The following is a 24,027-nucleotide window of genomic DNA, read 5'->3' as shown; positions in this document are numbered from 1 at the left end:
CAACGTCACTGTGTAGCCTCACGAACTTCGATCGTCGCGCGTAGATTGTCGCCGTCACGTGTGATGGTGCGAACGTCGCCGTAGACCCGCAGCACGTCGCGATCGACGGCGACCGCCGGCACGGTCCTGAGGGCTGTACTGAAGGCTCGCATCCGCTGTGCCGGGGCGACGAGCACGACGGCGCCGCGGTCGCGTACTGCCGTTCGGTAGTTGTCGAGCCAGTCGACGTCGTCGACGTTGACCACAGGCAGCCGTTCGTCGTGTGCTGCCTGCGCCAAGAGCCGATCGAGGATCGGCGTGGGGGCGTATGGCTGGTAATGCTGCAGGTGTTGGACTCGGGCCTTGTTGCCCCGGGGCCACAGCAAGCTGAACACCTGGTCCGGTGTAAGGCTGGTGTTGCCTGCATTCGGCACGGCGACTTGTCCGCTGCCGATGAGATATGCGAACACTGCTGCCTCGACCTCGAAGCCGAGGCGTTGCTGGAGGGCGTCCCAGGCGTGGACGAGTCCGAGCGCTGCGGCGTCGGTGGCGTTGGTGGTTCCTGGTCTTAGCAGGCGGGTGGAGAGCGCTGCCACGGCTTGTTGGCGTGGGTGGCCGGTGAGTTTCGCCCATGCTGATCGAAGTTGTTGCAGCGCGCTCTCAGCGGCATGGGCCGAGCGCGGGTCACGGAGCGTGGACATTGCCTGCGCGGCGGGCCCTGATGGCTGGGACACGACATGGTCGAGCAGTTGCACGACGGTACTGTGAATGTAGTCGTGGTCGCTGGGGCCTAAAGCGCTGTCGACGAGGTTCCAAAAGCGGCGCGGATTCTCGGCATAGTAGTGCGTCAGTTGCTCGATGATTCCGATACCGCCCAGCGATGTTTCGCTCAGCCAGACCGCGGCGGGGCCTCCGGTCCCAGGCGGCGAAACGACGTCGACGATCAGGTCGCGGTCTTGAGCGTCGGGGCACGCGCGTTGGGCAGCGGCCAGAATCGCGGCTGCCACGGTCTCGCGGTACGTCCGTTGGGCGAGGTCTTCCGTGAGGCTTACGACTTGATCGGTCCAGAGCAGCCGTGCGTGGCGGTCGAGGCAGTCAGTGAGCCGCGCGTCGTTGCTGAGTTCAGTCAGACCGGCGACGAGCCGCTCAGGTGCGGCGGTCGCGACGGATCCGGCGTCGCGGTAGAGGGCCCGCAGGATCTGTTGGACGTCGATACGCCAGGCGCCACGACTCAATTGGGCGTGAAGGCGTTCGCCGGAGGTCGCGTTGTTGGGCTGGGTGGCGGCCAGGGCATATGCGGCCGTATACACGGTGGTCAGCCAGTTCCGCTGGAATGGATTGGCTACACCGTCGAGCGCCGGGTCCTCCGCGACGGCGGTGGCGAACGCCAGCGATCGCCACTCTGGCGATTTCAAGTGTTCGGCGACGGTCGGCCGAGTGAGGTTAAGCGGTGCGAGGTCGAACCGGACTGCGTCGACGTTTAGGCGGAAGCCAAGCGCGGCCGGCCGGCCGTCCAAGCTGTAGCGGACGCTGCTGGTGACGGTGCCTGCGGTGCCGCGGTCATAGGTCGTGTCGCATTCGGCCCCGAGCGTCATTCGGCGAACCTCAGCCGGGTTGCCGGCGGCGCTCGTGGCGAAACCAACAGCGGTGATGCGGTCGGTCCAGTTGGACGGCTTGGGGATGTCCGCCATGTAGAGGCCGCTGCTGGGTTCAAGGATCTCAGACGCCCACACCGGAATGCCTTGCGATCGATCGGCGACCTCGTCCGGTGGCTGCTGCAGAGCGACGACGTGGGGCCGGAAGACCTGAACCGGCTGGTGTCCCGTCGGTGACCAGGTGCCCTGTGGCGTATAGGTCTCGACGAAACTGTCGATCTCTAGAGCGCCGTTGGCCTGGACATCTGGCAGCGGCAGCCATGTCCGGTGATTGCTGCGGCGGTAGCCATAGCGGCGGCTGACGCGTCCGGGCACTGCCTCGCGGAGCGCCCGCTCGATGGGAAGGGCTTCCCAATCCTCTGCGAATGGCAGCCGGAAGTTGACCTCCGGCACGTTCAGCGGCTCGTACAAGGCCGTGGTGAGGAACTCGGGTAGCAGGCTTCCGGGATGCGCGCCTGGGTCCGGGTCGACGGGTCGCCACCCGGACCGCAGCCGGCGCAGGGCAGTGGGCACCACGCCGAGCAGGAGGGCACGCGGCTGTTCCCAGAGCAATGCCTGAGCCTCATCGGCGCTGATGTCCAGGGCGCGACGCAGGTGGACGATCAGGCTGTCCTGCAATGTTGGGTCGATGATGAGTTTTTCCAGCAAATCGGCGAGTGCCTGGCCCTGTGCTGGAGACGGCGGGCGGGCAGTCGGGCGTGGCGCGGACAGCAGCCGGCGTGGGTCGATCCGGTTGTCCCGTAGCGTCGTGGATAGCCAGTCCAGCAGAGCCTGCGCGCCTTGGATTTTGAGTACGAAGCGGTTGCGGACCGGGAGGCGGCGCGCGGTCAACTCGGGCGAGAACAGGGAGTCGTAGGCCTGGTATGCCAGCCTGTCGCGGCCGTAGTCCGACAGGGTGATGACGGTCCAGGGGCGGGTTCCTCGGCGACGTCCGGCGCGACCGCGGCGTTGAATGAAGGCAGCCGCGTCGTGTGGCGCCTTATGCTGAAGGACGAGACCCACGCGGTCGTCGTCGTAGCCCACCTCCAGCGACGCCGTTGCAACGATGAGATCGGCATCATCGTCCACACCGACGTCCTGCGATGACGTACGTCCTACGGCTAACTGTCCCATCAGAGCGCGAGGGTCTAGGTCACGTCCAATCTGACGTACCAGATCCCACGACTGACCGTCGATGAAGCGTTCAGCCCGGAACGACGCTTCCGGTGACCGGAGCCCGGCCAAGACTCGCCCGGCTCGTCGAGGTCCGCGTCTAGTGCCTCCTCCTTCGGCGTCACACAGGTCGTCGTAGAAACGGTTCGTGACGTCTAGATCATCAGTGAATAGGAAACCGCGCGAGCCGTAAAGCATCTCCCGGCCGGGAAGGTCGAGGATTCGGCCGTACAGCATGGCGGTCTGAATGGACGTCGACAGTTGGCTCGCGCCGGAGACCGGGTCGGCGCGTAGAGCAATGGCGTACTCCCGGCCTTTGTTCTCCAGGTCTTGCGGCCGGGGCGTGACGTACTCCACCGACGCGTCCGACAGGCCTGTGAGCTGTGCGAAGAATGCAGCGGCGTCACGCAGGGTGGCGCTCAGGCCGACGAAGGTCACCGGGTTTCGCACGGCGTGGCGCCATCGCCGGAGTACGAGTCCCACCTGGGCGCCGTGCATGCCGGTGTAGGTGTGAGCCTCGTCCAGGAGCACCAGCGACGGCCGGCGTGGGCCGCGCCAGCCGAGGAGTTGACCGAGCCCAGGGTCGGTGGCGTTGCGGTTGAGCATCTCCGTCGTGGTGAATAGAAGGTCCGGTGGATTGTCGCGTAGCGAGTCACGGGTCAGAACGACATCGTCGATGACAAGCCCACAGGTGGCCTGAGTGCAGTGCAGGCGATCCCGGTTCTCGTTCTGATCTTGGCGAGACCAGATCAGTTCCTGGCGGCACTGGGGACACGACAGGTAGGGACACACGACATCGGCGCCGCGACTGCGCCACGCACGGGTCAGGTGAGATGTCTGTGCGCGTAGACGCTGGGCGTTGTGCGGCGTGTCGCCGTACAACACTCCGATCCTGAGCCGGCGGCTCGTCCCGGCGCCGGCCTCCCCATTCACCCGCAATGAGGTGGCGACCGCCTCCCGCAACTGGTCACGCAGCAGTTCGATCCGAGGGTAGAGAGCCAGCGTATGCACACCGGTTCCGCCCGTCCGCGAGTGCGCAGCCATGGCGGCGAATGCGGGGAGGTAGAAACCCAGCGTCTTTCCGCTGCCGGTGCCAGCACCGACGATGACACCCGCGCTCTGGCGCGCATTCAGCGCCGTGGTGATCGCTCGCGTCGCGTCCACCTGGAATCTCGCCATAGTTGGATGTCTGAGCAGCGCTCGCGCGGTTGACTCATGCCCGGCCGTCCACGCCTCGGTGAGGGCGAGTTCCTGCAGGGCGTCCTCGATGAGGACGTTGATCTCAGGGTATCGACGCGGTGCTGTGTGGAGGCGGTAATCGGCGACGAGCGTTTTGCCTTGCTCCCACCAACGCGCTGGGGGCGACGTGAGGTCGCGGGGGCCGAATAGCTGTCGCAGTCGGGTGGTGAGACGCACGGTCTCGCCCATGCGTGTGCGGTAGCGGGGCGGTGACGTCGCCGGGATGCGCATCAGCAGTGCGCCATCGAGGAGGGCCGTGAGGACGTCGTCGGGGTCCACGTTTGCCGAGGTCGGGGACTGCAGAAGTTGCTCATTAATCGTCTCGAGCACCTCCTCGTGCGAGAGGGTGCCCGTGGTCACGCCCCAAACCAGGAGAGGCAGTTCGAGATCCTCCAGATGATCGAGGACGCCAGACAGGGTGCGTCCGTCGAGCCCCTGAGTCACAAACCCCTCCTATGGAGTTCAATCTGGTCGGCCAGACCGTACTCCCGTAGCATCGCGATCTCTGCGTCTGAGACTCGATCGAGTGACACCCGTCGGCCAAGGCGAAACAGTAACGCCTCAAGCTCCGGCTCGGGTTCCCGCAGGTAGCTCAGCGACTCCTTCAGGCCGGCATGTGTCGTCACGAAGGAGGAGATCTCCCGTACGTGAGGCACTTCGATCTTGCCAAGTCTCTTCAGTTCGGTGAACGATGTCTGCTGGTCGCGCTGGGCGGCAGCGGGCAACACTGCCAGACGTTGAATCGGGAGTTCGGCCAACCGCTCGCTGGTCCACCTCAGCCACGCCCCTGTCAGCGTGGCCTGCACCCGCTCAAGGACGCCCTCTACCTTCTGGCGGGCCGCGGTGATGGCGCGAACTGATGGCAGTCCGTCCGCGGCAAGTTGCGCGAATCTCTCGCGTCCCTCATCGACCTGACCCACCGGCACATCGGCGCCTTGTTCCTGCAGAGCGCGACCCGCTTCAAGCAACCGGCGCAGTTGCTCAAGCGCGCTGCCGAGGCCATCGGCCTGCGTGAAAACCCGCTTGGCGTTGTCTTCCGCGACAGACCCTTCGCGTAGCCGGTTCGCCTCAGCCGTGAGCGCCCTCGCCTTGTCTAGAACAGACATCGCTGTCATGGCCCCACCTCTGTCCACTGCCGCAAAACTTCTTGAACCCGTAGTGCCGCCGACTCACCAGAACCGCCAGTTTTCAACCTGGCCTGGTCCAGTCGCTCGGTCAACCAAGCGTTACCAGCGACGAGGAAGCGTTCAATCGCGGCCAGGTCCGCCCCTCGGTCTGCTGCGCATGTCGCCAGGATGGCGCGGAACCGGCTGTCGTCGTCCTCGGCAGCCGTGACGCGCGCTATGTCACGCTCCAGCCGATCGATGGATTTCCAGTCGCGTTGCCGAACGTCAGCCAGCAAGGATCGGAATGTTGGCAGGTCCACCGGGCCAAGGCCCTCGTCGACTGCGGCACGAAGAGCCTGGTCAACCGCCAGCACCGTCTCGGCGCCGCTGACTCCTGCGGGTAGCAGAGCGCGAACCTTCTCGAGGGTGTGCTGAAGGTCGGCAAATTGCGCATCGGCCACGACAGCAAACTGATTGAGTCCGGACACTGCCTTGGTGGCCCACGAGGGAAGCTTGTCGGGGCGCTCCCAGGCCCACTGTTGGGATGCCTCACCAACCAAGGGCAAGGCCCGTGTGCCGTCGACGATGCGGACGTTGCCTCGCACCCCTCGCGTGAAGCCCACACTGTCTCGTAGCCTGGCGACCAGTTCGCCACGGCCGCTGCGGTGAGCCTCCCAGAGCCGATTCCATTGCGGTGTGCGGCTCAGTCCATCCGCTCGTTCCCACCCGCTCCCGTCGGCAAGCGCCGCGTTCAGCAATTCTGTGTCCTTCATGCCCGGCCAGGCGTGGCCGGCAAGCGCGGCGCCCAGCAGAGAGGCGCGGAAACCGAGAATGAGTTCCCGGTTTGAGAAGCCACGGTGGCGTTGTACGGCACGCTGGAGGTCGGGTTGGTGATGCTCCGCGATCTCGTGGAGGCGTCGTATCGCTGCCGCGTTACCTGCCACACCCACGCTCGCCAGGAGTATCTGTCGGAAAAACGTGGCGTTGCTCGGATTGCGCTTGAACCGAATCGGGGCGTCTGCTGTTCCCGGCAACCGCTCGCTCGCCGCACCTTCGATCGACACGACGGTGGAGTTCGATGGCCATGCCCTGTCGAGTTCAGCAGACTGGGGGTCCGCCACAACCGGATCGGTCCACATGCATCTGTTGATCACGGCCTGTCTGATCGTCCCTCGAAGGTGAGCAGCGGTAGTCTGCGGCAGTTGACTGTGTCGTCCCTGCCATTCTTCGACATGATCGATCATCATGGCCAGGGCGCGAGGAAGTTCTTGCGCGTTGGCGCTGGCCGGCTTCCTCCTCCCGGAGGTGGTGTCTTCCGTTGCGCGTGTCGTTGTCTGGCCGGGTCCGCTGGCGAGATCGTTGAGATCGAGAAGGCCAATGCCGAATGCGGCGTGCATCGCCGGATCAAGGTTGGTTATTTGATCTGGGGCGTCGCCCCAGAACTCAAGGAAGGCTTTTCGGCGGCTAGCGTCGGCGTGGTCGCGTTCCTCGATCTCCCGTTGCACTGCGCCGAGCATGTAATCCTCACCAGCAGGAGTGCGGTAGTCCTCGCTGAAGCGTTGATCCGGGAAGGATCCATCACGGAGGGCATGAGCGTGATCGACCAGGACGGGCCGGATGACCTCGCCGATCACCGCCCGCGGGTTGAACGAGTTGGGATTATTATGTGCCGGTCGTGCTCGGATGGCCCGTCGCAAGGTTGGCCAGTTAAACGGGTAGAGCCCATGCCCGTCGACCGACGCACCGAAGGTGGAATGGCATGTCTCTTGGAACTCGCACGTGACGCATCGGTTGGGCACGTCTGCCCCGTTCGCGATATTGGCATTGTCTAAGGCCTCTCGGCCGACGCGCGCGGCGTTGAGGTACCGGCCGGCGAAAGCCGTGATGTCAGATCGGCCCTGCTCGCCGGTGTCGAACCCAGCATCCAGGTCGTAGAGGTACGGCGTAGCCGCCTTCGCGCGGGTGAGCACCGTCTCGGCCAGCCGTGCGAAATAGCCGGTAGTCACGGCCATTAGCGTTCGGACAGGAGCCAGTTCGGCCTTGCCACTGCGCACCCCCGCCTCGATCAGGGCGTCGAGCAGGTCACGCTGAACACCCTGGAGGACGACGAAGTCCTCGATCAGTAGGACGATTTCTTTGCCCTGGGCTGCGTACTGGCGGCGAATCTCTAACATCGCTTGCTGTAGGCGGCCACCGCCCATGTTCCAGGCGGCGGTGATGGCGACCGGTAACTGCTCGGTGAGGATGTCGATCGCGGCGGTTTGCAGTTCCGGCCTGTTCGTGATGAGACTCAGCAGGCGTCTTGCTTTGTCGGATGCCTTGTTGACATCGGCGATGTCTAGTGGCAGGTCGGTGATCGAGAAGGCGGTCGGTCGATCGTCTTCGCCATCCCGTCGGTCGGAGAGGAGGCTGGCGGCAAGCCGCGGGATCAGCTTGCCCTTCTGCAGCAGATGGTCGCGGACATGGGGGTCAAGCAGGAGAAGAGCGAGATTGCCTGGCCCGGCGAGGACGCGTCCTTGGCCTGGTCTGGCGTCAGCGACCGCAACGGCCTCGGACAGCTCGTTGATGAGGCGGCGTTCCAGACTTTCGACGTCCAGTTCCGAGCTCATGCGGTCGACGTCGGCGCGTAGTTGCGCCAATTCAGGGCTGTCGACTCCGGGTTGATCGAGCAGCGTCCGGACGACGGCCCGCAGGCTCGTGCTGGTCTTCGGCAGGTAGATCACCACCCGCTTGTCGGTCGACGGCGTTAACTCGTGCACCCAGCGGACCAGATGCGATTTTCCGGTTCCGGACTCGCCGGTCACGGGCATCAATAGGACCCCGTTCGGGGTGTCCCGCCCCAGGAAGTCTCGCCGTACGTCCTCCTCGGTGACTGCCGTGCCGGGGTCGTCGGTTTTGGCCTCGGGGTGTCGGCGCCTGATGCGCAGTGGCGCATGGGTGGCGAAGAAGACGGACGGTGACGGGCTGACGGCTTCCGTGCTGATGGTCGTCGCGGCCTCGATCGGTGACCAACAGAGGAACTGGCGGAACTCAGCCATCGAGTGGCTCCAGGATGTCAAGGTGGGTGATCCGGTGCGTCCCGTTAGCCCGGTCGGGATCGACGAGCAACACCTCATCGTCGGCGTCGGAGCGGCGGTCGAACTTGAGCCAGCCTCGCTCCTCGCCGCAGAAGAGTGCGAATGATAAGGCGGAGGACACGTCTATCGAGGTTTCCTTGAGGTCGAGCGCGAGGCTGTAGCGGCCGCTAGGTAGGACAGGCAGAACCTCAAGGAGAGCCGCGATCGCGTCTCGCGCTGCGAGCCGCGCGCCCGCTGGCCAAAGCATCCGAGCCGCACGCTGGACAGCGACCGCGCAATCGGGTTGGAGCGTCAGCTTGGTGGGCGTTTGCAGGAGCGGGCCGGTCGCGAAACCGAGGGCTTTGGCCCAGTAACCGAATCGGTTCCGGCGGACGTCGTTGAAGTTGGGGTCGCTGATGTGTTCTGGCAGCGTCCTGCGCAGCAGGTCAGCCATGGCGTCCTCGTCGACTGGCGTGAACGCGTCGAGAGTGAGGAAACATGCCAACGCTCTGACCAGGTCCTTGGGCCCCTGGTCGCCTTCGTGGGCGATTCCTTCATTGCGGTGAGACTCAAGGACACGTGTGCGCAGCAGATCGGTGTACCCGGGGTAGTCATCTGGGGACTTCAGTCGGCCGTCGTCGCGCAAAGTGAGGCGATCGTCTTCTAGGGCGATCAGATTCAGGTCCTGAAGCGTTCTGACCGCGTTGTCGAAGGTCTTGTCGGCGTCAGCCTTGTCAGGTGGCAGCAGGCTGCCTGGCCTCAGCGCGGCCCGTACAGCGTCGTGGGTTTGGCGCCGGCCAGGCGCGGACGCTAGGTGCCTGGCAACCACCCACATGGCAGTAGGAAAGGACGCAGGCTCGTTCAACAGCGTCATGTCACAGCGCTCCAAGGGCGGTCTCGAGCGAGAGTGAAGCGTCGCACATCTGCCGCAGACTAATGGTCGGCCGTTCGGGATCGGGCAGGTCCTGGGAGTGCACGAGGTAGGTCGGAACGTCGTCCTGCAGGCGCAGACGTACGGCGGTCGGCAGGGCGGGCAGGTCGTCGGCGACCCAGACTAGCGGCCCGGAGAAGGATTCGGTGAGGTTGCCGTCGTGGTCCACGATGACCGGGTGGGGCCACGCTTCGCGCTGTATGCGGTCCGCGAGACGTGCGGTAATTCCGGGGCCAGCAAGCACCCCCAGACCGCGCCGTGCGAGCTGCGACAGCAGTTCGGGCAGAAGATCATCACGTGCAGTTGGCGTCCGCCACCAAATGCTCAACCACGGATGGTCACCGCGGATCAGTGCGAGGGGATCACGGCCTCCCTCCCAGTGAGGAATTGCGGGATGGGGTTCGCCGCCGTCGCGGTAAAGAGGATCGTCGCCTCGCATGTCGGGCCATCGCCGGCAGTGAGGGCATCCTCGACAGCTCACGGCGGTGCCCAACAGCCCGCCTCGCCATGGTATGCGGTAGTAGTCGCCGAGGACGTCGCCGACGCATCGGTCACCCTTTATCAATGCCTGCAGGCGGTCGAGCGCAGCGGTTTGCTGCTGCGCGACAAGTGCCCGTTGTGTGCCGAATGCCCGCCCCCAATGTAATCGGTCATTTGTCTGACCATCCTGCAGCCGAAAGACCACCCGGGCATCGAGGCCGCTGAAGTACTGGTCCAGCCTGGCCTGCCACAGGCCATCGGGCTCGTCCGGTAGCCGTTCAGGGGCTTGTGATTCTTCAAGTGTGATGAGGCCGGCGCGTGACATCAGGTTCAAGGTGCGGACGTTCCACTGGCGGTTGTGCCGTGACTCGGCGAGGACGTGCGGCGGAACCACATCAAGACTTGTCTCGTGGCGGCCGTCCCCGAGATCAGAAGCGGCTCGAGACATGGTGCGCCACCGGTCCCAGCCTTTCTCGGGGCTGATGACGATGGAGGCGTTGAGCCGCTTCGCCGTCTCGTCGTCGCCGGGTGCGATAGTCAGGTAGACGGCTGCGGGGCGGCCGTCGCGCCCACTGCGTCCTACTTCTTGGTAGTACCGGTCCAAGGTTTCGGGCAGGCAGGCGTGCACAACGCTGCGCACATTGGACATGTCTAGCCCGAGGCCGAAGGCTGACGTCCCGACGACGATGTCGTGTTCGGTAGGCGCCGGTTTGCCTTCATTGTTTTCTCCGCGCCATCCCATCACGGCGGCTCTGCGCTCGGCATCGGACATGTCGCCCGTGACCTCCGCGACGCGAAGGAGCCCGGCAGCCTTGAGCCGGCGAGTCCAGTCCCGCGCATCTTTCTTTAGGGACGTGTACAGGATGAGCGGGCGGGGCAGGGTGCTGACCGCTTGCAAAACGGCGGCGCATCGGTCGGCTTCGGTTCTGAAGCGTTCGACGAAGTAGGACGGTTCGCGGCGTGTTTGCGACGCCCAGACCAATTCGACGCGACCGGGCGAACTGAACAGCTCCACCAGCGTCTGGATCTGGTGTTCGGTCAGCGTGGCGCTCATGGCTAGTGTGATCAATTCTCGGCCAGGCGGTGCAATGGCGAGCCAGGAGCGACGCTGCCCGCTCATCGCCTGAAACTCTGGACGGAATTCATTGCCCCACTGTTCGACCAGGTGTGCCTCGTCGATGATCAGGTGAGTGAGGTAGCCCTGCCGTGTCGCGTCGTCCAGTGCCTGGCTGAGCCCGGTCAGGATGGCCTCGGGAGCCGCGATGACGACGCGTTGGCGACCATCACGGATGTCCTTGCGGATGGCCTTTTTGACGTCTTCCGAAGTTCCGCCGGTGTATGCGTAATAGCCGCTGGGACTTTGCTGCTCCCCGAGCGATGTGAGCAGCGCACGCAGACGACGTTCCATGTCCATGGCCAGTACGACCGTGGGGACCACGACGACTGCGACACCGCGCTGCCGTGTCGCGGGCAGGACGGCAGCCCACGCCACCTCGGTCTTTCCCTGGCCGGTCGGCAGACACACGATGGTCGTGCTGCCGGCCGGTGCCGTCACGATCGCGCGAGCCGCCTGCCGCTGTCCCAGTGAGGTGTAATGCTGAAAGCCGGTGCCGAGTGCGCGGCTCCAAAACGGATCCGCCGGATGAGCTGACCTAGGGGTGGCGTCCCCGCCGTAGACCTCGAGAACCTCCTGCTTGGCGGCGCCCTCCGACAGAGGGGCGTCGGTGCGAGGATGCCAGATCCGTGCCGTCACCGAGAAGCCCGCAGCCACTGACAACGCCTCGCAGCCCACATCCTCCCACTGTTGGCGGCTCGGGAGGGCTGGGCTGTTGGGCACAATGAGGGGCCAGTCGCCACCCTGGCGTGCCTCGTTCTCGAGCAGGATCTGACGGGTCAGCCCGACCACATCACGCCATCCTGCACCACCGGCGGTCAGGCCAACGAGCGCATCACGCAGTCGCGCACAACTGCCCGAGGCAGGGAACGTGGCTGGAACCTTGGGCCAGCTAGCCCAAAGCTCCTGGGCGGATGACCAGCCATCAGTTGCCATCTTGTGGCACCCCCAGTTCGCCGCCGGTCACGCAGGTCACGGCCATTAGCCGGACCTTTGGCTCCTTCAGCGCGTCGATGAGAGCAGCCGCCACGCGGACATCGGTGAGGTAACTATCAGTATCGGACAACAACCGGCCGGCGTTCCGGCGCGCCTCGGCTTGGGCGCGACGGACTGCCCACGCCCGGCCTGCTTCATGCTGCGCCTGCTCCGCACGCCGTACGAGCTGCGCGGAACGGGTCAACTCGTCGCGTGCGGTTGCTTCGGCGCTGCGGGCGGCCGTCGCCAGCCCTTCGATGTCGCCGAAGTATTGCCATAGAGCAGATATTCGCTCGTCATTGAGGTTGAGGTCGCCGCGATCCTGCGCGTACGGGGCTTCCAGCCACCGCAGGAGATCGGGATCCTGCACGGCCTGGTCTGCCTGCGACGGAAGCCAGATCCGCCGCATGATGGGCGGGAGGATGACGCTGGCCTGACGTCGGAGGGCGTGTACAGCGTCCGCCGCGTCTCCGACGAGTTCTAGAGCCGGCTCGATGTCGGGCTCGACCAGGAAGTCAAAGCCGAAGTAGGAGCGGAGCTCTCGACCGCGGACGCCCGGACGCCAGAACACGCACGCTTGGCCGCGATCGTCGATCGCCACAACGTTCGCGAGCAGGTCGACAAAAGGGTTACCCAGCCGGAAGAGCCGGGTGTTCGGTGTACGCAGAGCGGTGTTCCTGTTGAAGGTGCCTTGCATGGCTGCCGGTGGGACGGGCCGTCCGGAGATAGCGAGGAGCCGCGGGGACACCAACGGGTTTGCATGGGCGCGTTCGAAGCGCATGACGTGCCGAATCGATCCCTCGGGATGGATAGCAAACCGCAGCCCACCGGCTTCGGCGCCGGCGTAGAGCCGCATCGCCTTTTCGTGGGCGCCCCAGCGAATCTCGGTAGTGGTCATCGCCTCAGCGACGCTGAGGCCGAGCGAGCCCTCGTGCACGGCCTCGACAGTGTCCATCCCGTCGATCTCCCGACGCTCTTTTCTGAGGACGTCGGCGACCATATCGGCCATCTCCAGCATCGCCGCCGGTCCATCCCGCAGGCCGGTCTCCCAGATTGTCGTGGTCAAACTATTGAGGGCGTACTGCAGCGCCGACACAGAGTCGTCGAAGATGCGTACCGCACTCGTGAGCAGCGTCGTCCAAACGGCGGCGAAGGAGTTGTCGGCGTGACCGCCAGGGGCGACGTACTGCATGGCTGCCCGGTGTCCGGCACCGAACGCGCCGGCGAACCGGTCTACTCGTCCCAGCCGTTGCTCACACTGGTTGGGTGACCACGGCAGCCGTAGATGGATGACGGCATCGGCCTCTTGCAGATTGACGCCGTCCTCGGCGCTGTCGTCTGCAATGAGGAGGCCGCCCTCGGCCCGCCAGCGATCCACGTCCATTGCGCTCGCCGCAGCACCTCGACGATGGGTGTGCTCGGTGATCCGGACTCGCGCATTCGGTGTCAGGACGTCGGCGATCAAGCCGGCCAGGCTGCCCGCGCCGCAGAACATCACAGCGCGTTTGTGCTGTCCGAGCACCTGAAGGTAGTCACGCATGTCGGGCTCTGCAGCATCGTTGTCGTCGAGTTTGCGCAGAAGGTCCTCGTCGTCAGGCAACACAGCTGCCGCAGCAAGCACCTCACGCTCGTACTCACTCAGGCCAGCGCGCCGAGCAGCCGCGTCGTCACGGTGAATGCGCCACCGGAGAGCGTCCTGCAGGTCCCCGGAGAGACCGTCACTGCGCGACGACAGCACCGCCAGGACGAGGCCGTACGCTTCGGTGCGGTCGTCGGCGTTGTGATCCAGCAGCCAGTGCGAGACGTGTTGCTGCCACGTCACCAGCGACTCGCTGACCAGTTCGTCATTGGCGGCGACGCTCAGTACGGTAGGTCGCTGCCGGCCAGTGACCTCGAAGGGCAGTGCGTCCACGGAGTCGTCGCCTGCCGACGTGAGGACGTTGTGCCGGCGATGGCGGATGATTCTGCGATGCATGCGGTACGTCTCACTGATGTGGGCCCGCAAGGCATCGACGTGTGACCGGAGGATCTCGCGCTCGCCTTCGTCGATCAGGTCGCCATCGGCAGTCAGCAGGTCCGAAACACGACCGGCAAGATCGCGGAACGTTATGTCGCCGGGGAGGAGGTCCGAGATCTCCGCGATGGCGCTCGGAAGCAGAGGCTCGAAGTCCGCGTCGAGCGCGAAGACGGCGTTGGCCAGCACGCGCCGTGCCTGGAATCGCTGGGTGAACTGCGGCAGGTCCTCCCAGCGGTAGAGAGTGGGATCGAGTAAATGCAGCATGCCGAGGTGCGCCTGCGGCCGCGACATCGGCGGTGTAGCCGACAGGAGCAGCAACCGGGGCGTGGAGTGCGCCAGCTGGGTCAGTTCCCGATATCGGGCTTCCGTTGGGTCGGCCGCATCGGTCAGGCGATGCGCCTCGTCCACCACAACCAGGTCGAAGCCGTGGTATTCCTCCCACTTGTCTGGGGTTTCATGGCGGGTGATCTTTATCGTTGCTGCCGGGAAGTCCTCGGTGAAAAACTTTCCCTGCAGTTCACGGCTCCATTGCTGCCGCAGCATGTCCGGCGCGAGGACGACGATCCGAGCGGTCGGCTGATCGAGGAGGCGCTGCCGGATGACCAGTCCAGCCTCAATGGTCTTCCCGAGGCCGACCTCGTCGGCCAGGAGGTATCGCTGCACAGGGTCGCTGAGCACGGTCAGCGCAGCTTGCACCTGATGCGGATAAATTTCGATCGCCGCCGACAGCAGCGCGGGAAGGTCGGCGCATGCGGCCCGTTGGGCCACGAGGCTGCTGAGCATCGGAAGCCGGGCATTTCGAAAGTACGGCGACTCGTTGGCGCCCGCTGCGAGGACCTCGACCGGAGAGGCGATCGGCCTGTCCCAGCGCACCCGCAGATGCTGCTGTGGAACCTGGTAGTCGAGGTCCTTGTTGGGTAGGCGCACGAAGTAGACACCAGGGCCACCGCCGATGATCCGGCCCGCCCGCCACCGTCCCGTATCAGGGTCCTGCCAGTAGACCCTCGTCTGGGGTAGAAGTTGCGCCAGACGGCACTCGTCGGCCGGGACCCAGTAGCTCTGCGCGACCGGCCTCGCAATGGACTCGAAGGCATCAATTCGCAGATCGCCGCCACGACGTTCTCCCACACGTCCGATACCTGGAACCTGTGGGTGCTCAACGAATTGACCGGTCGGCAGCAGCATGATCGGACTGGTCCCCGTCCCTGCGCGCCGTCCTGTGGACGGATCGGCACCTAAACGCACCAACGCAGGGTATCGACTATCTCTGGCATGGGGCAGCAGCAGCGGTGCGCACATGATCAGCCGAAAAGCCCAAAAGACCAACCCAACTCCTGAGATGGGTTCACGGTCTCATCTAGGCCGCCTCCCGCTTCCCAGCCAAGCGCGGTTCGGACCCGGTGCGGCGCCGCCGGTGACCTCAGGGGTCACGACGACGCTCTCCCACCACCGTCCGGTCGGCCGAGCCTGGCGGCCGTGGCTGTGACCGTAGGGCCGACCCGAATCCGCCTCAGCCCACCGCAACACCCAAAGTCGCCGCGCGCAATCGATGCTTCACTACCTATTCCGGTACCTGACCTGCAGGAAATCCGCGACGCGCTTGATGTCACGAGGCGTGTTCTGGATGTCGTTCCACCTGCGAACGATGCCGTTGCCGAAGTCCCACTCACCGTCGGTCCAGCGGCAGTCATCGGCGATCGACTTGAGGTGGGCGGCGAACTCCTCAACCTCGACGATCCCGTCGCCCTCCTCACGCGCATGGCTAATGGCGTCCATGAGGTAGCCCATACTGATGATTCCGACGCCGTGCATGAGGCGCGACTTGCGGGGCGGCTTGCCCCACGCGTCGGGGAAGACCTGGCTGACAGCGGTCCAGAAATTGAACAAGACGGTCAACATATAGCCGGTGGTCGGCAGCGCCTCGTCGTTGCGGAACCGGTAGAGGGCGCCGTCGCTCAAACTGGTCTCCAGCATCCTCAAGACCGAGTTGTCCTTGATGACGCCGGACGGGTTGGTCGGGGTCTGGATCATCCGGTTGAGTGGAGACCGGGCGTCGAAGTTGAGCCCCTCGAGCAGGGTTGCCGGCAGTTGACGTACCCGCAGCGGAGTTGGCAGCGCGCCCGAGGCCCCGGGCAGGAGTTCGTGGATGAGCCCCTTCGGCAGCGCCTTGGTGGAGTTGACGAGGATGAACTGTGAGCGCTGATCTGCGGTCTCGTTCGTGATGAAGGCGCTGATGCTCACTGGGAAAGCATCGACCCTGGCATCGCGGATGGCGGCGCTGCGCTGCTGGCCATCCACAATGAAGCCGGGCCTGTCGTGATCAGGCCCTTCGGTGATCGGGATGATCAAAGTTCCGCTGCGCACGTAGCCAGGGCTGTCGGATCCCGTCTGGCCTGGCTCGAAGCGCACCCGTTCGTCGAACGCGATGACGATGGCGTTGGGGAGCAGGGGGCTGGCGTCGGTTTCTATGTATCGGCGGATCGCCGCGACATGGGCGAGGACCTCGGGCCGTTGGTAGCCGTGCAGCAGGGCGTCCTCGTCGCGGCGGATGCGGGAGACTGTAGCGATCTTGGGTACGAGCTTGCCGTCCATGGCGAAGGTGTAGAGAAGGCGCCCGCGGCCCTGCTGAATCTCCAAGGCGGGCAGGCGCAACTCCTGGGTGACGGCGGAGTCAGCGGACGCCTCGGTCCGGGTCTTGGTCACGCGGTTGTCCTTCCTCGTTGTGCGCGGAGACGCTGTTCGAACACGTACAGGTTGTGGAATCCGCGCCGTTTGTTGCGCTCGGAGCCCCGAAACACGACGATCTCAATCCCGACGGCGACACAGAGATCGCATCGACAGTCGCGCCACGGCCGAGCTGCCAACGTCGCACGGTACTGCTCGCTGCGGTCGGACTTGCCGCCGTTCCACAGCGCACTGTAGGCGACCAGCGCCTCCAGCACCGGCTCGAGGTCAGTCTTGTCAGCGTCGTACTCGCGCAGAAGGGTGAGGGCGGTCCGCTCGAGCGCCATCGCCTCGCCTTGGCCGATCTCGCCGGAGCGGATCCGGGCCTTGAGCTTCGCGTTGCCGTCCACCTGCGGAACGCGCAGGGCGACGTGGGTGCGGGTGGGGGTGTAGTAGTTGTCCCGGTCATCCTTGAATGCCTGGCGGAACGGTGAGGTGCTGTCGAAGCTGGTGACGCCGTGGCTAACGAACGTCGGCACGTCGTCGACGCGGCTAACACCGAGAAGGTGCAGTTCGGTGGAGTGCTCTCGGACCTGGTCGATCGCTCGTAGGCAGGCGAGGATTTCATTGGTCTTCAGCGGCACCATACCGCCGAGCGCGATGCGGGTGTAGCCGATGCGCTGCAGTTCCGCGATCGCGTCCGCGTAGGACTGCGGGCTCCAGCCCTGGGCAACGCCGACAGGTGCGAAGCTGACGTTGCGGGCGTCGCACCGATCCCAGAACTCCTGGGCCAAATCGAGTGTGATCTTCTGGCGGCGGACCCATTCCTGTGCCTTGGGATCGTCGCGTGACGTAGCGGGCTCGTACTGAAAGATCACGTGGTCGACGGCGATGCCGTAGTTGAAGCCGCATCCGTCGTAGAAATCGATGACTTCATCAACGCTGTACGGCGGCCATTCTTCGGCGACGTAGGAGAAGGCACCGCAATCGCCCATGATCTCCAAAGGGGTATGGCCGTTGTCGAGCCGGAAGAACTTGGCGGCGCCTTCACGATAGAGGCGGTGGCGTTGTGCTCCGGTGTACTTGCCCGTGGTGCCGCTGGCCAGACCGTCCACGATGGCCTTGGACACCAGCAGCCCGTCGAACGGCGCTTGGGTCAGGACCTCGTGCGCGTACAGGTCGTCGCGTTGCCGGACACGGAACGGGTCCCGTTCTTCGGTGATGAAGTCGAAGCTCGGATCGACCTGGTCCTGGCTGTCAGGAAAGAAGAATTTCATCGCTGCTCCGCCTGGGCGTTGCGGTGCACCCGGATGAGGTAGTTGGACAATGCCTGGATGTCGCGGGGGGTGTTCTCGACCTCGTTCCACCGCATGTTGAGCTCGTCCCAGGTGCCCGAAGTCCAGCGACAGTACGGGGCGATCAACGCAAGGTGCTCGCGGATCAGGCGAGGCGCGTCCGCTGCGCGGGGATCGACGATGCCGAGCACCCGGCCCATGAGGTGACCCATGGCGCGTATCCCTGCGCCGTGCATCAACCGACTCTTGGCGGCCGGTTTCCCCCAGGCGTCGGGGAAGGTGTCCCGCACGGCACCCCAGTAGGTGTAGAGGGCGTGCAGGACGCCGTCGAAGTCGGTCTCGTTGCGGCCCACGTCCCGATACGGGAACAGGCACCCGGCCGATGTCAAACTTTCTTTGATCAGTTCGACGAACCCTGTGTCGGTGATCACCGCGAGAGCGGTCTGCGACTTGTCCGTCGACGCCCGTTTGATCATCCCACGCAGCGGTGAGCGTTCGTCGGTGTTGAGCACGTCGCATAGCTCCGACGGAGCCCGGCGAATGGCCAGCCGCGTCGGCAGTGGGCTGTCGACCGCCGGGAGCAACTCCGTCACCAAGCCGCGTGGCAACGGCCGGGTGTTGTTGATGCGCAGGAACTGATCGCGTTGGACCTTCACGGCGTCGGCGACGAACGCGGTGATTGGGACGGGGAAGTCTTTGCGCCGCGTGCGGGACAGCGCCACCGCGCGTTGCTGCCCGTCGACGATCCACGCGGGTTTCGGCCGACCGTTTTCCGCCATGGGGATGGTGAGCGTGCCGGTAATGCCGAGCTCATCTCCTGGGAGCCGGTCGCCGCGGATCTTCTTGAAGTGCACTCTCGACGACAACGCCATGATGATCGGGTTGGGGAAGACCGCAGCGTCGCTGTTGAGGTACTCGACGATCTCCTGGATATGTTTGCGCACCTCAGGGCGTTGATAGCCGATGAGCTTGCCGGCATGGTCACGACTGACCCGGGAGATGTCTGCGACCTGCAAAATCTCCTCGGCCCGGAGGGTGAAGACATAGAGGGGATATTCGGTGCTCTGCGCGATGCACAAGGCCCGACGGACCATGCTGTTGGGAGGCGGTGAGGCAGGCATCAGGGGCGCGCCCTCCATGCCATTACCTCGGCGAAGAGTTGCCCGAAGCGGGCCTGCTCACATGACCGTCCTGACAGGCGAAGGCGTCGCAGCAAGCCCGTCGCGGTGGTTGCCCGTTCGCCCGCATGCCCACGGATGAAGGCGCGCACCTCTTCGTCGGTAAGACGCTGTCCAGCGGTGCGAGTTGCGGGAACCGGCGTTGCTTGCGTTGTCTGTTCCACACGCTCGCGCAGTCGTTCGCGCCGTAGGTCGTGATCGTCATCGACCGACGAGCGCAGCAGGAACGCTGCGACGCGGGCGTTGAGCGATAGCAGGCTGCCGCCGAGGTGAGGTTGCAGCCTGGCGGTCACCGGTACGACGAGGTCTTCAAGGTCATTAGTGGATGGCCCGACAACGGATAGTTGCTGGTTGTCGTGCAACAGACTGGCCGCAACGGTGACGTCCGTGGCGCAGGCTCGCTGGTAGGCGTCAGAGAGCACCGCGATGATCGTGGCGTGTGGATCACGACGGGCTAGGTCCGCGAATGACCGCGGTTGGTCTGCGTCAGGGCCAGGCCACTCGGTCAGCCTTGTCCACCAGTCGCGGGCGGCGGATTTATCCTCACCGACCGAATCGACCCCGCCCGAGGCGAACGTTGCCGCATACGGTCGGATCGCCGCCGATGCGGCGATGAGCCCGTAGCCTGCTGAGCAGACCCATAACGTCGCGGCCCGCGGTGCGATCTGGTCGGGCAGGGTCCGGGCAATCTGCCAATGCTCACCGGCGTACAGATCAACGGCAGGGAACCTGCTGGCAGAACTGGTCAACAGTCGGTCTGTCCAGGTGGCGAACCGCTGACCTGGACTGCTTTCATGGAGGTTACCCACACGTAACCGGTCTGGCACTGTGTGTCGTTTCCGGTTGCTGCAGGTGACCACAACGTGCACGTTGGCCGGGCCGGAGTGACCGCTGCTAGCCATCGGTGGAGTCCCGAGTCGTTGCGGTCAGCGTCCAGGGGATCTGCGCGTAGGCGGCGTGGTTGTGGATGCTTTCGTCGTTGACCACGCGGATCCGGTACTCGGCGATGCGGACGTCGTGGTCCAGTGCCCCGGCAACGGTGCGGATCATGTCCTCAACGAAGACGGGGTTGTCGTAGCCGGCCATGGTCACGTGGCGTTCGTCCGGACGTTTGAGTAGCGCGTACACCGGCGATGATCCAGCTGCCTCGGCGATGTCGATGAGGTGGTCGAACCACAGGCCGGTGGCGGGGGTGTGTGGGCGGGCGTCGATGGTGACCCAGCCGCGTTGGTTGTGGGCGCCGCGGTCGCTGATCGCTTTGCTGCACGGGCACACGCTGGTGACCGGCACCTTCACGGCGAGCACCACCTCGTCCCCACGGTCGCTGGCGGCGGCGGTCAGGGTGCAGGTGTAGTCCATGAACGAGGCGATGCCGGTGACTGGGGCGAGGCGTTCCAGGAAGTACGGGAAGGTGAGAGCGACGCGGGCGGTGGCACAGCCCATGCGTTGGCGCAGGTCGTCGGCCATCAAGGTGACGGCTTGGCTGCTGAGTCGGTCGCGCCAGGTGTGCAGCACGTCGACGAAGCGGCTCAGGTGGGCGCCTTTGACGTGGTCGGCGAGGCTCACCGACATGGTGACTGTCGCGACGGTCTCGCGTTTGTTGCCACGCGCGTCGGAGATGAGCAGGGGGTAGCGAAGGCCCTCGACACCGACCTCGTCGAGGGCGATGCCCCGAGTGTCCGGCAGGGCCTGAACGTCTTGCAAGCTGTCGCCCCTGATCTCACTGATCGTCATGCGTCGCCTCGGTAGACGCAGCCTGACGTGCAGGTTTCCCGGACGAGGATCTCTGACAGCGGCAGTTGATCGATGAGTCGTTCCCAGATCCAGCGTGCAAGGTTTTCGCTGGTGGGGTTGTCCAACCCGGGGACATCGTTGAGGTAGTAGTGGTCGAGTTGGTCGTGCAGTGGGCGGAACGCCTTCTTGATCTCGGCGAAGTCCATCACCCAGCCCGTCGCCGGATCGACGTCCCCGCGGACGTGTACCTGCACGTTGTAGGAGTGGCCGTGGAGGCGGGCACACTTGTGCCCGTCGGGCACGCGAGGAAGCCGGTGGGCGGCCTCGAAGGTGAACTCGCGGTAAATCTCCATCAGGCTATTCCTAAGTACTTGTGGGTCTGCAGGCTCAGTTGCCACTGCGGGTGAGCCAGGCAGTAGGCCACCGCCGCGCGGGTGTTGGCCTCCTGCTCTGGGCCGTCCATCGGCTGCAACCGCATGAACGTGAACGCGAGGTCCTCGAAAAGCTCAGGCATCGCGGCGGGCTGGGGATAGACGAGCTTCAGTTCATCGCCAGCGGTCAACACCAGATCGGCGCCGGCCTTGGGACTGACACAGATCCAGTCGAGGCCAGCGGGCGCCGGTTTGGTGCCGTTAGTTTCCACCGCAACCTCGAAGCCCTCGGCGTGCAGCGCCGCCACGGCGTCATCGTCGAGTTGCAGCAACGGCTCCCCGCCGGTGCACACCACGTAGGGCTTGCTACGGGAGTGCGGCAGGCCCTGCCATGTCTTGGCCACCGCTATCGCGAGGTCCGCGGCGCTGGCGAAACGGCCCCCGCCAGGCCCGTCAGTGCCGACGAAATCGGTGTCACAGAACTGGCAGATCGCGCGGTGCCGGTCGGTCTCCCGTCCGGTCCACAGGTTGCAGGACGCGAACCGGCAGAAGACTGCGGGTCGACCAGCGTGGCTGCCTTCACCCTGCAGGGTGTAAAAGATCTCCTTGATCTTGTACATAGCCCTGTTCAGCTCTGTGACGTCGTCAAAGCCGGATCGGTCATTCCCAGCTCGGCAAAGCCGCGGTTGCGGAGGAGGCACGAGTCGCACGTGCCGCAGGCGCGGTCGTCGACCGGGTCGTAGCAACTGTGGGTGAGGGCGTAGTCCACATTTAGTTCGAGGCCTCGCCGGATGGTGTCTGCCTTGGTCAACTGAATCAGAGGAGTGTGGATCTTCAGTCTCTGGCGGCCCTCGACCCCAGCCCTAGTAGCCAGGTTCGCCATCTCCTCGTAGGCCTTGATGTACTCCGGGCGGCAGTCCGGGTAGCCGCTGTAGTCGAGTGCGCTGACCCCAATGAAAACGTCCGACGCGTCAAGCGTCTCGGCCCATGCCAGGGCGAACGACAAGAAGATCGTGTTGCGTGCTGGGACATAGGTGACGGGAATGTCATCGGCCGAGAGGTCGTCAACGCTGTCGTGATGCGGTACCGCGATCGACGCGTCGGTGAGCGCCGATCCACCGAAGACCCGCAGGTCAATGTCGGCTACCACATGCTTGGTCGCTCCCAGTGCGGCGGCGACGCGCTCTGCCGCCTGCAACTCGACCGTGTGGCGTTGTCCGTACCTGAAGCTCAGCGCGAAGGTCTCGTACCCTTCGTTCCGGGCGATCGCCAGCACCGTCGCCGAGTCCAAGCCGCCGCTCAGGAGGACTACCGCCTTGCGCTGCGCCATGTTTGTGACCTGATCTCTCGCTCGTGTGAAACTGCAGACCCATGGCGAACCACAGCTATGTAGTTTACCGCTTGCTACGGTACCGAACGGATCGTCAACATCAAGTGCCGCCGCCCACAAATCCTCGGCTGAGCTTGGGCGTTCGAGATGGTCGACAACCCAGCGCGCTCGGACTTGAGAAGTCAGAAGCCAAGGTCCAGAGTCTTAGGTGCAGAAACTACCAGCCTGCCGCCGAACACCGAGCTGAAGTTTACGCGGTTACGCTGCGTGGATTCGTAGTCCACTCCGCGACATTGGTGTGCCCCGTCCGGAGCTCTCGCCCGCCTCGACCGTGACTACGGCGCGCAGGCCATGCCCAACGGTCCAGGCGGTGGCGCAGGCCGTCCACGGTCCGGCGGCGTGCGGCGGCCAGCAGGCCGCCGCACGCGCCGCGTGTTCCGCTCCCCCTCATTAGGCGGCCCGCTCGTCCGGGGTGGGCTGGTCGTGGGTGGGGTATTGGTCGTCGTGGTGGGTGTCGGTGTAGGGCAGGTCGATGAGGCGGTGACGGCCGGTACAGCCGGGTAGTTGCCAGATCTGGTGGGCGGGGCTGGCGGCGAGTGCGGTGCGTAGTTCGGCGGTGGTGGTGGCGATGGCCGCCTCCGGGCCGGCGCCGGCGATCCGGTGGTGCAGGTTCGCCTCGCGGCGGGCGGAGGGGAGGTGCAACAGCACCGGCCACGCCCAAGTGCTCAGGAGGTAGAGCCGCTCGTATTTGATGATTTTGTCGATGAGGACCTGCAGGTTCTCACCGCTGGTGTCGTACTCGAGGAAGAACGGCACGGACCGTTCGTGCTCGGTCCATATTCCGGCTCCGTCCGGGCGGGGGAAGCCGGTCGCTCCGGCGATGATGAGGTGCGGGTTGGCGCCTTTGCGGTAGAGGGTGCCGGGTTCGTGGTAGGCGGACGCGGGCTGCCAGCGGGCCAGTTCGGTGTCGGGGTGGGTGCGGGCGTGGGCGGCGAGGTCGATGAAGACCTGGTTGCCGCCGAGCAGGTGCGGCAGGTCCGGCCGGCGGGTGAGGGAGTGTTTGCGTCGGCGGGCTTGGTCTCGGCGGCCTCGTGGGAGTCCGCGTTGGGCGTGGACGTGGTCGTAGCCGAGTTGGTCCAGGACGTAGTGATAGGGGTGGGAGCCTCCGTCTGCTTTGTTGGGTCGGAACCGGTCGACCGCTCGTAGGGCGGTGAGGCGGCGGAGGCGGCGTTGGGTGAAGTCCAGGGAGGGGAACAGGGCGGCGGCGATCTGGTCGGTGGTGAGCACGCCGTGGTCGTAGAGCCAGCCCAGGAGCCGGTCGTCGCGGGCGGTGATGCTGGCCTGCAGGCGTAGCAGCGGGTCCGCGGCGGGTAGGTGTTTACCCATGGGCACAAGCCCTGGGGGAGAGACCCGAGACTGGAGGGTCTGTCTGGAGCGGTCCCACACTCCTGACAGCGGGGTTGACCTGGGCTGTGAGCGGCCGTGCGGGGTCAGGTTGGGTGTCAGGATCAAGACGGACGGTAGAACGGAGATCGGCACTGACCGCTGAAGCGCCGGGCACAACGGGTTCGGCCAGACGGTGTGGTGAGGGTGGGTGTGAGTCGGGCCGGTGACGCTGGTGAGGTTCGCGGTGCGGGGTGATCATCGTTGGTGCTCCAAGGTCGCAGGTGCGAGTGGGTGTGAGGTTGGTGCTCCCGCGCGGCCGCAGCGGGCGGAAGCAACCGGAGGTCCGCAGCCGCCGTACGCAAGCG

15 protein-coding genes are annotated in these 24,027 nt (G+C 65.2%); all 15 read right to left on the bottom strand.

What is annotated here, in order from left to right; all coding sequences use genetic code 11:
* Positions 1–5 precede the first annotated feature (5 nt).
* Entirely contained in the window at positions 6–4,469 is a 4,464-nt protein-coding gene (dpdJ, locus tag GUI43_RS10010) for a protein DpdJ (RefSeq protein ID WP_112698611.1), read from the bottom strand.
* Positions 4,466–5,140 (bottom strand): hypothetical protein, encoded by a 675-nt coding sequence (locus GUI43_RS10005; protein ID WP_146765877.1) that lies wholly within the window; start codon positions 5,138–5,140, stop codon positions 4,466–4,468. The genes dpdJ and GUI43_RS10005 overlap by 4 nt, the downstream gene beginning before the upstream one ends.
* Positions 5,137–8,169 carry a protein DpdH gene (gene dpdH / locus GUI43_RS10000; RefSeq protein ID WP_112698609.1) on the bottom strand — a complete coding sequence of 1,011 codons (3,033 nt, stop codon included), beginning with the start codon at positions 8,167–8,169 and terminating at the stop codon, positions 5,137–5,139. The genes GUI43_RS10005 and dpdH overlap by 4 nt, the downstream gene beginning before the upstream one ends.
* On the bottom strand, positions 8,162–9,061 hold the full coding sequence (gene dpdG / locus GUI43_RS09995) for a protein DpdG (protein ID WP_112698608.1): 900 nt from the start codon (positions 9,059–9,061) through the stop codon (positions 8,162–8,164). The genes dpdH and dpdG overlap by 8 nt, the downstream gene beginning before the upstream one ends.
* 1 nt (position 9,062) lies before the next feature.
* Positions 9,063–11,648 carry a protein DpdF gene (dpdF, locus tag GUI43_RS09990; protein ID WP_112698607.1) on the bottom strand — a complete coding sequence of 862 codons (2,586 nt, stop codon included), beginning with the start codon at positions 11,646–11,648 and terminating at the stop codon, positions 9,063–9,065.
* A complete protein-coding gene (dpdE, locus tag GUI43_RS09985) occupies positions 11,638–14,889 on the bottom strand; it encodes a protein DpdE (RefSeq protein ID WP_249037705.1) in 3,252 nt (1,083 codons plus the stop codon). The genes dpdF and dpdE overlap by 11 nt, the downstream gene beginning before the upstream one ends.
* A 372-nt stretch (positions 14,890–15,261) precedes the next feature.
* Positions 15,262–16,407: a DGQHR domain-containing protein DpdB gene (dbpB, locus tag GUI43_RS09980; protein ID WP_112698606.1), complete on the bottom strand. Its 1,146-nt coding sequence runs from the start codon at positions 16,405–16,407 to the stop codon at positions 15,262–15,264.
* Positions 16,404–17,645, bottom strand: a complete 1,242-nt coding sequence (dpdA, locus tag GUI43_RS09975; RefSeq protein ID WP_112698605.1) for a tRNA-guanine transglycosylase DpdA — start codon at positions 17,643–17,645, stop codon at positions 16,404–16,406. Before dpdA ends, dbpB (GUI43_RS09980) begins: the two co-directional genes overlap by 4 nt.
* The gene (gene dbpB / locus GUI43_RS09970) at positions 17,642–18,802 is read right to left on the bottom strand and encodes a DGQHR domain-containing protein DpdB (RefSeq protein WP_249037704.1); all 1,161 of its coding nucleotides are present in this window, start codon (positions 18,800–18,802) and stop codon (positions 17,642–17,644) included. The genes dpdA and dbpB (GUI43_RS09970) overlap by 4 nt, the downstream gene beginning before the upstream one ends.
* Positions 18,784–19,650, bottom strand: a complete 867-nt coding sequence (locus tag GUI43_RS09965) for a hypothetical protein (RefSeq protein ID WP_249037703.1) — start codon at positions 19,648–19,650, stop codon at positions 18,784–18,786. Before GUI43_RS09965 ends, dbpB (GUI43_RS09970) begins: the two co-directional genes overlap by 19 nt.
* Before the next feature lie 85 nt (positions 19,651–19,735).
* Entirely contained in the window at positions 19,736–20,575 is an 840-nt protein-coding gene (gene folE2, locus GUI43_RS09960) for a GTP cyclohydrolase FolE2 (RefSeq protein WP_112698604.1), read from the bottom strand.
* Entirely contained in the window at positions 20,572–20,928 is a 357-nt protein-coding gene (queD, locus tag GUI43_RS09955; RefSeq protein WP_112698603.1) for a 6-carboxytetrahydropterin synthase QueD, read from the bottom strand. The genes folE2 and queD overlap by 4 nt, the downstream gene beginning before the upstream one ends.
* The gene (gene queE / locus GUI43_RS09950; RefSeq protein WP_112698602.1) at positions 20,928–21,566 is read right to left on the bottom strand and encodes a 7-carboxy-7-deazaguanine synthase; all 639 of its coding nucleotides are present in this window, start codon (positions 21,564–21,566) and stop codon (positions 20,928–20,930) included. The genes queD and queE overlap by 1 nt, the downstream gene beginning before the upstream one ends.
* An 8-nt stretch (positions 21,567–21,574) precedes the next feature.
* Entirely contained in the window at positions 21,575–22,276 is a 702-nt protein-coding gene (gene queC / locus GUI43_RS09945) for a 7-cyano-7-deazaguanine synthase QueC (protein ID WP_112698601.1), read from the bottom strand.
* Between the two features lie 450 nt (positions 22,277–22,726).
* The gene (locus GUI43_RS09940; protein ID WP_112698600.1) at positions 22,727–23,662 is read right to left on the bottom strand and encodes a replication-relaxation family protein; all 936 of its coding nucleotides are present in this window, start codon (positions 23,660–23,662) and stop codon (positions 22,727–22,729) included.
* Between the last annotated feature and the right edge of the window lie 365 nt (positions 23,663–24,027).

It is taken from the genome of Micromonospora noduli (genome assembly GCF_003264365.1).
GTDB lineage: Bacteria > Actinomycetota > Actinomycetes > Mycobacteriales > Micromonosporaceae > Micromonospora > Micromonospora noduli.
The sequence above is the reverse complement of the archived record's forward strand: the minus strand, read 5'-3'. Positions and strand labels throughout refer to the sequence as shown.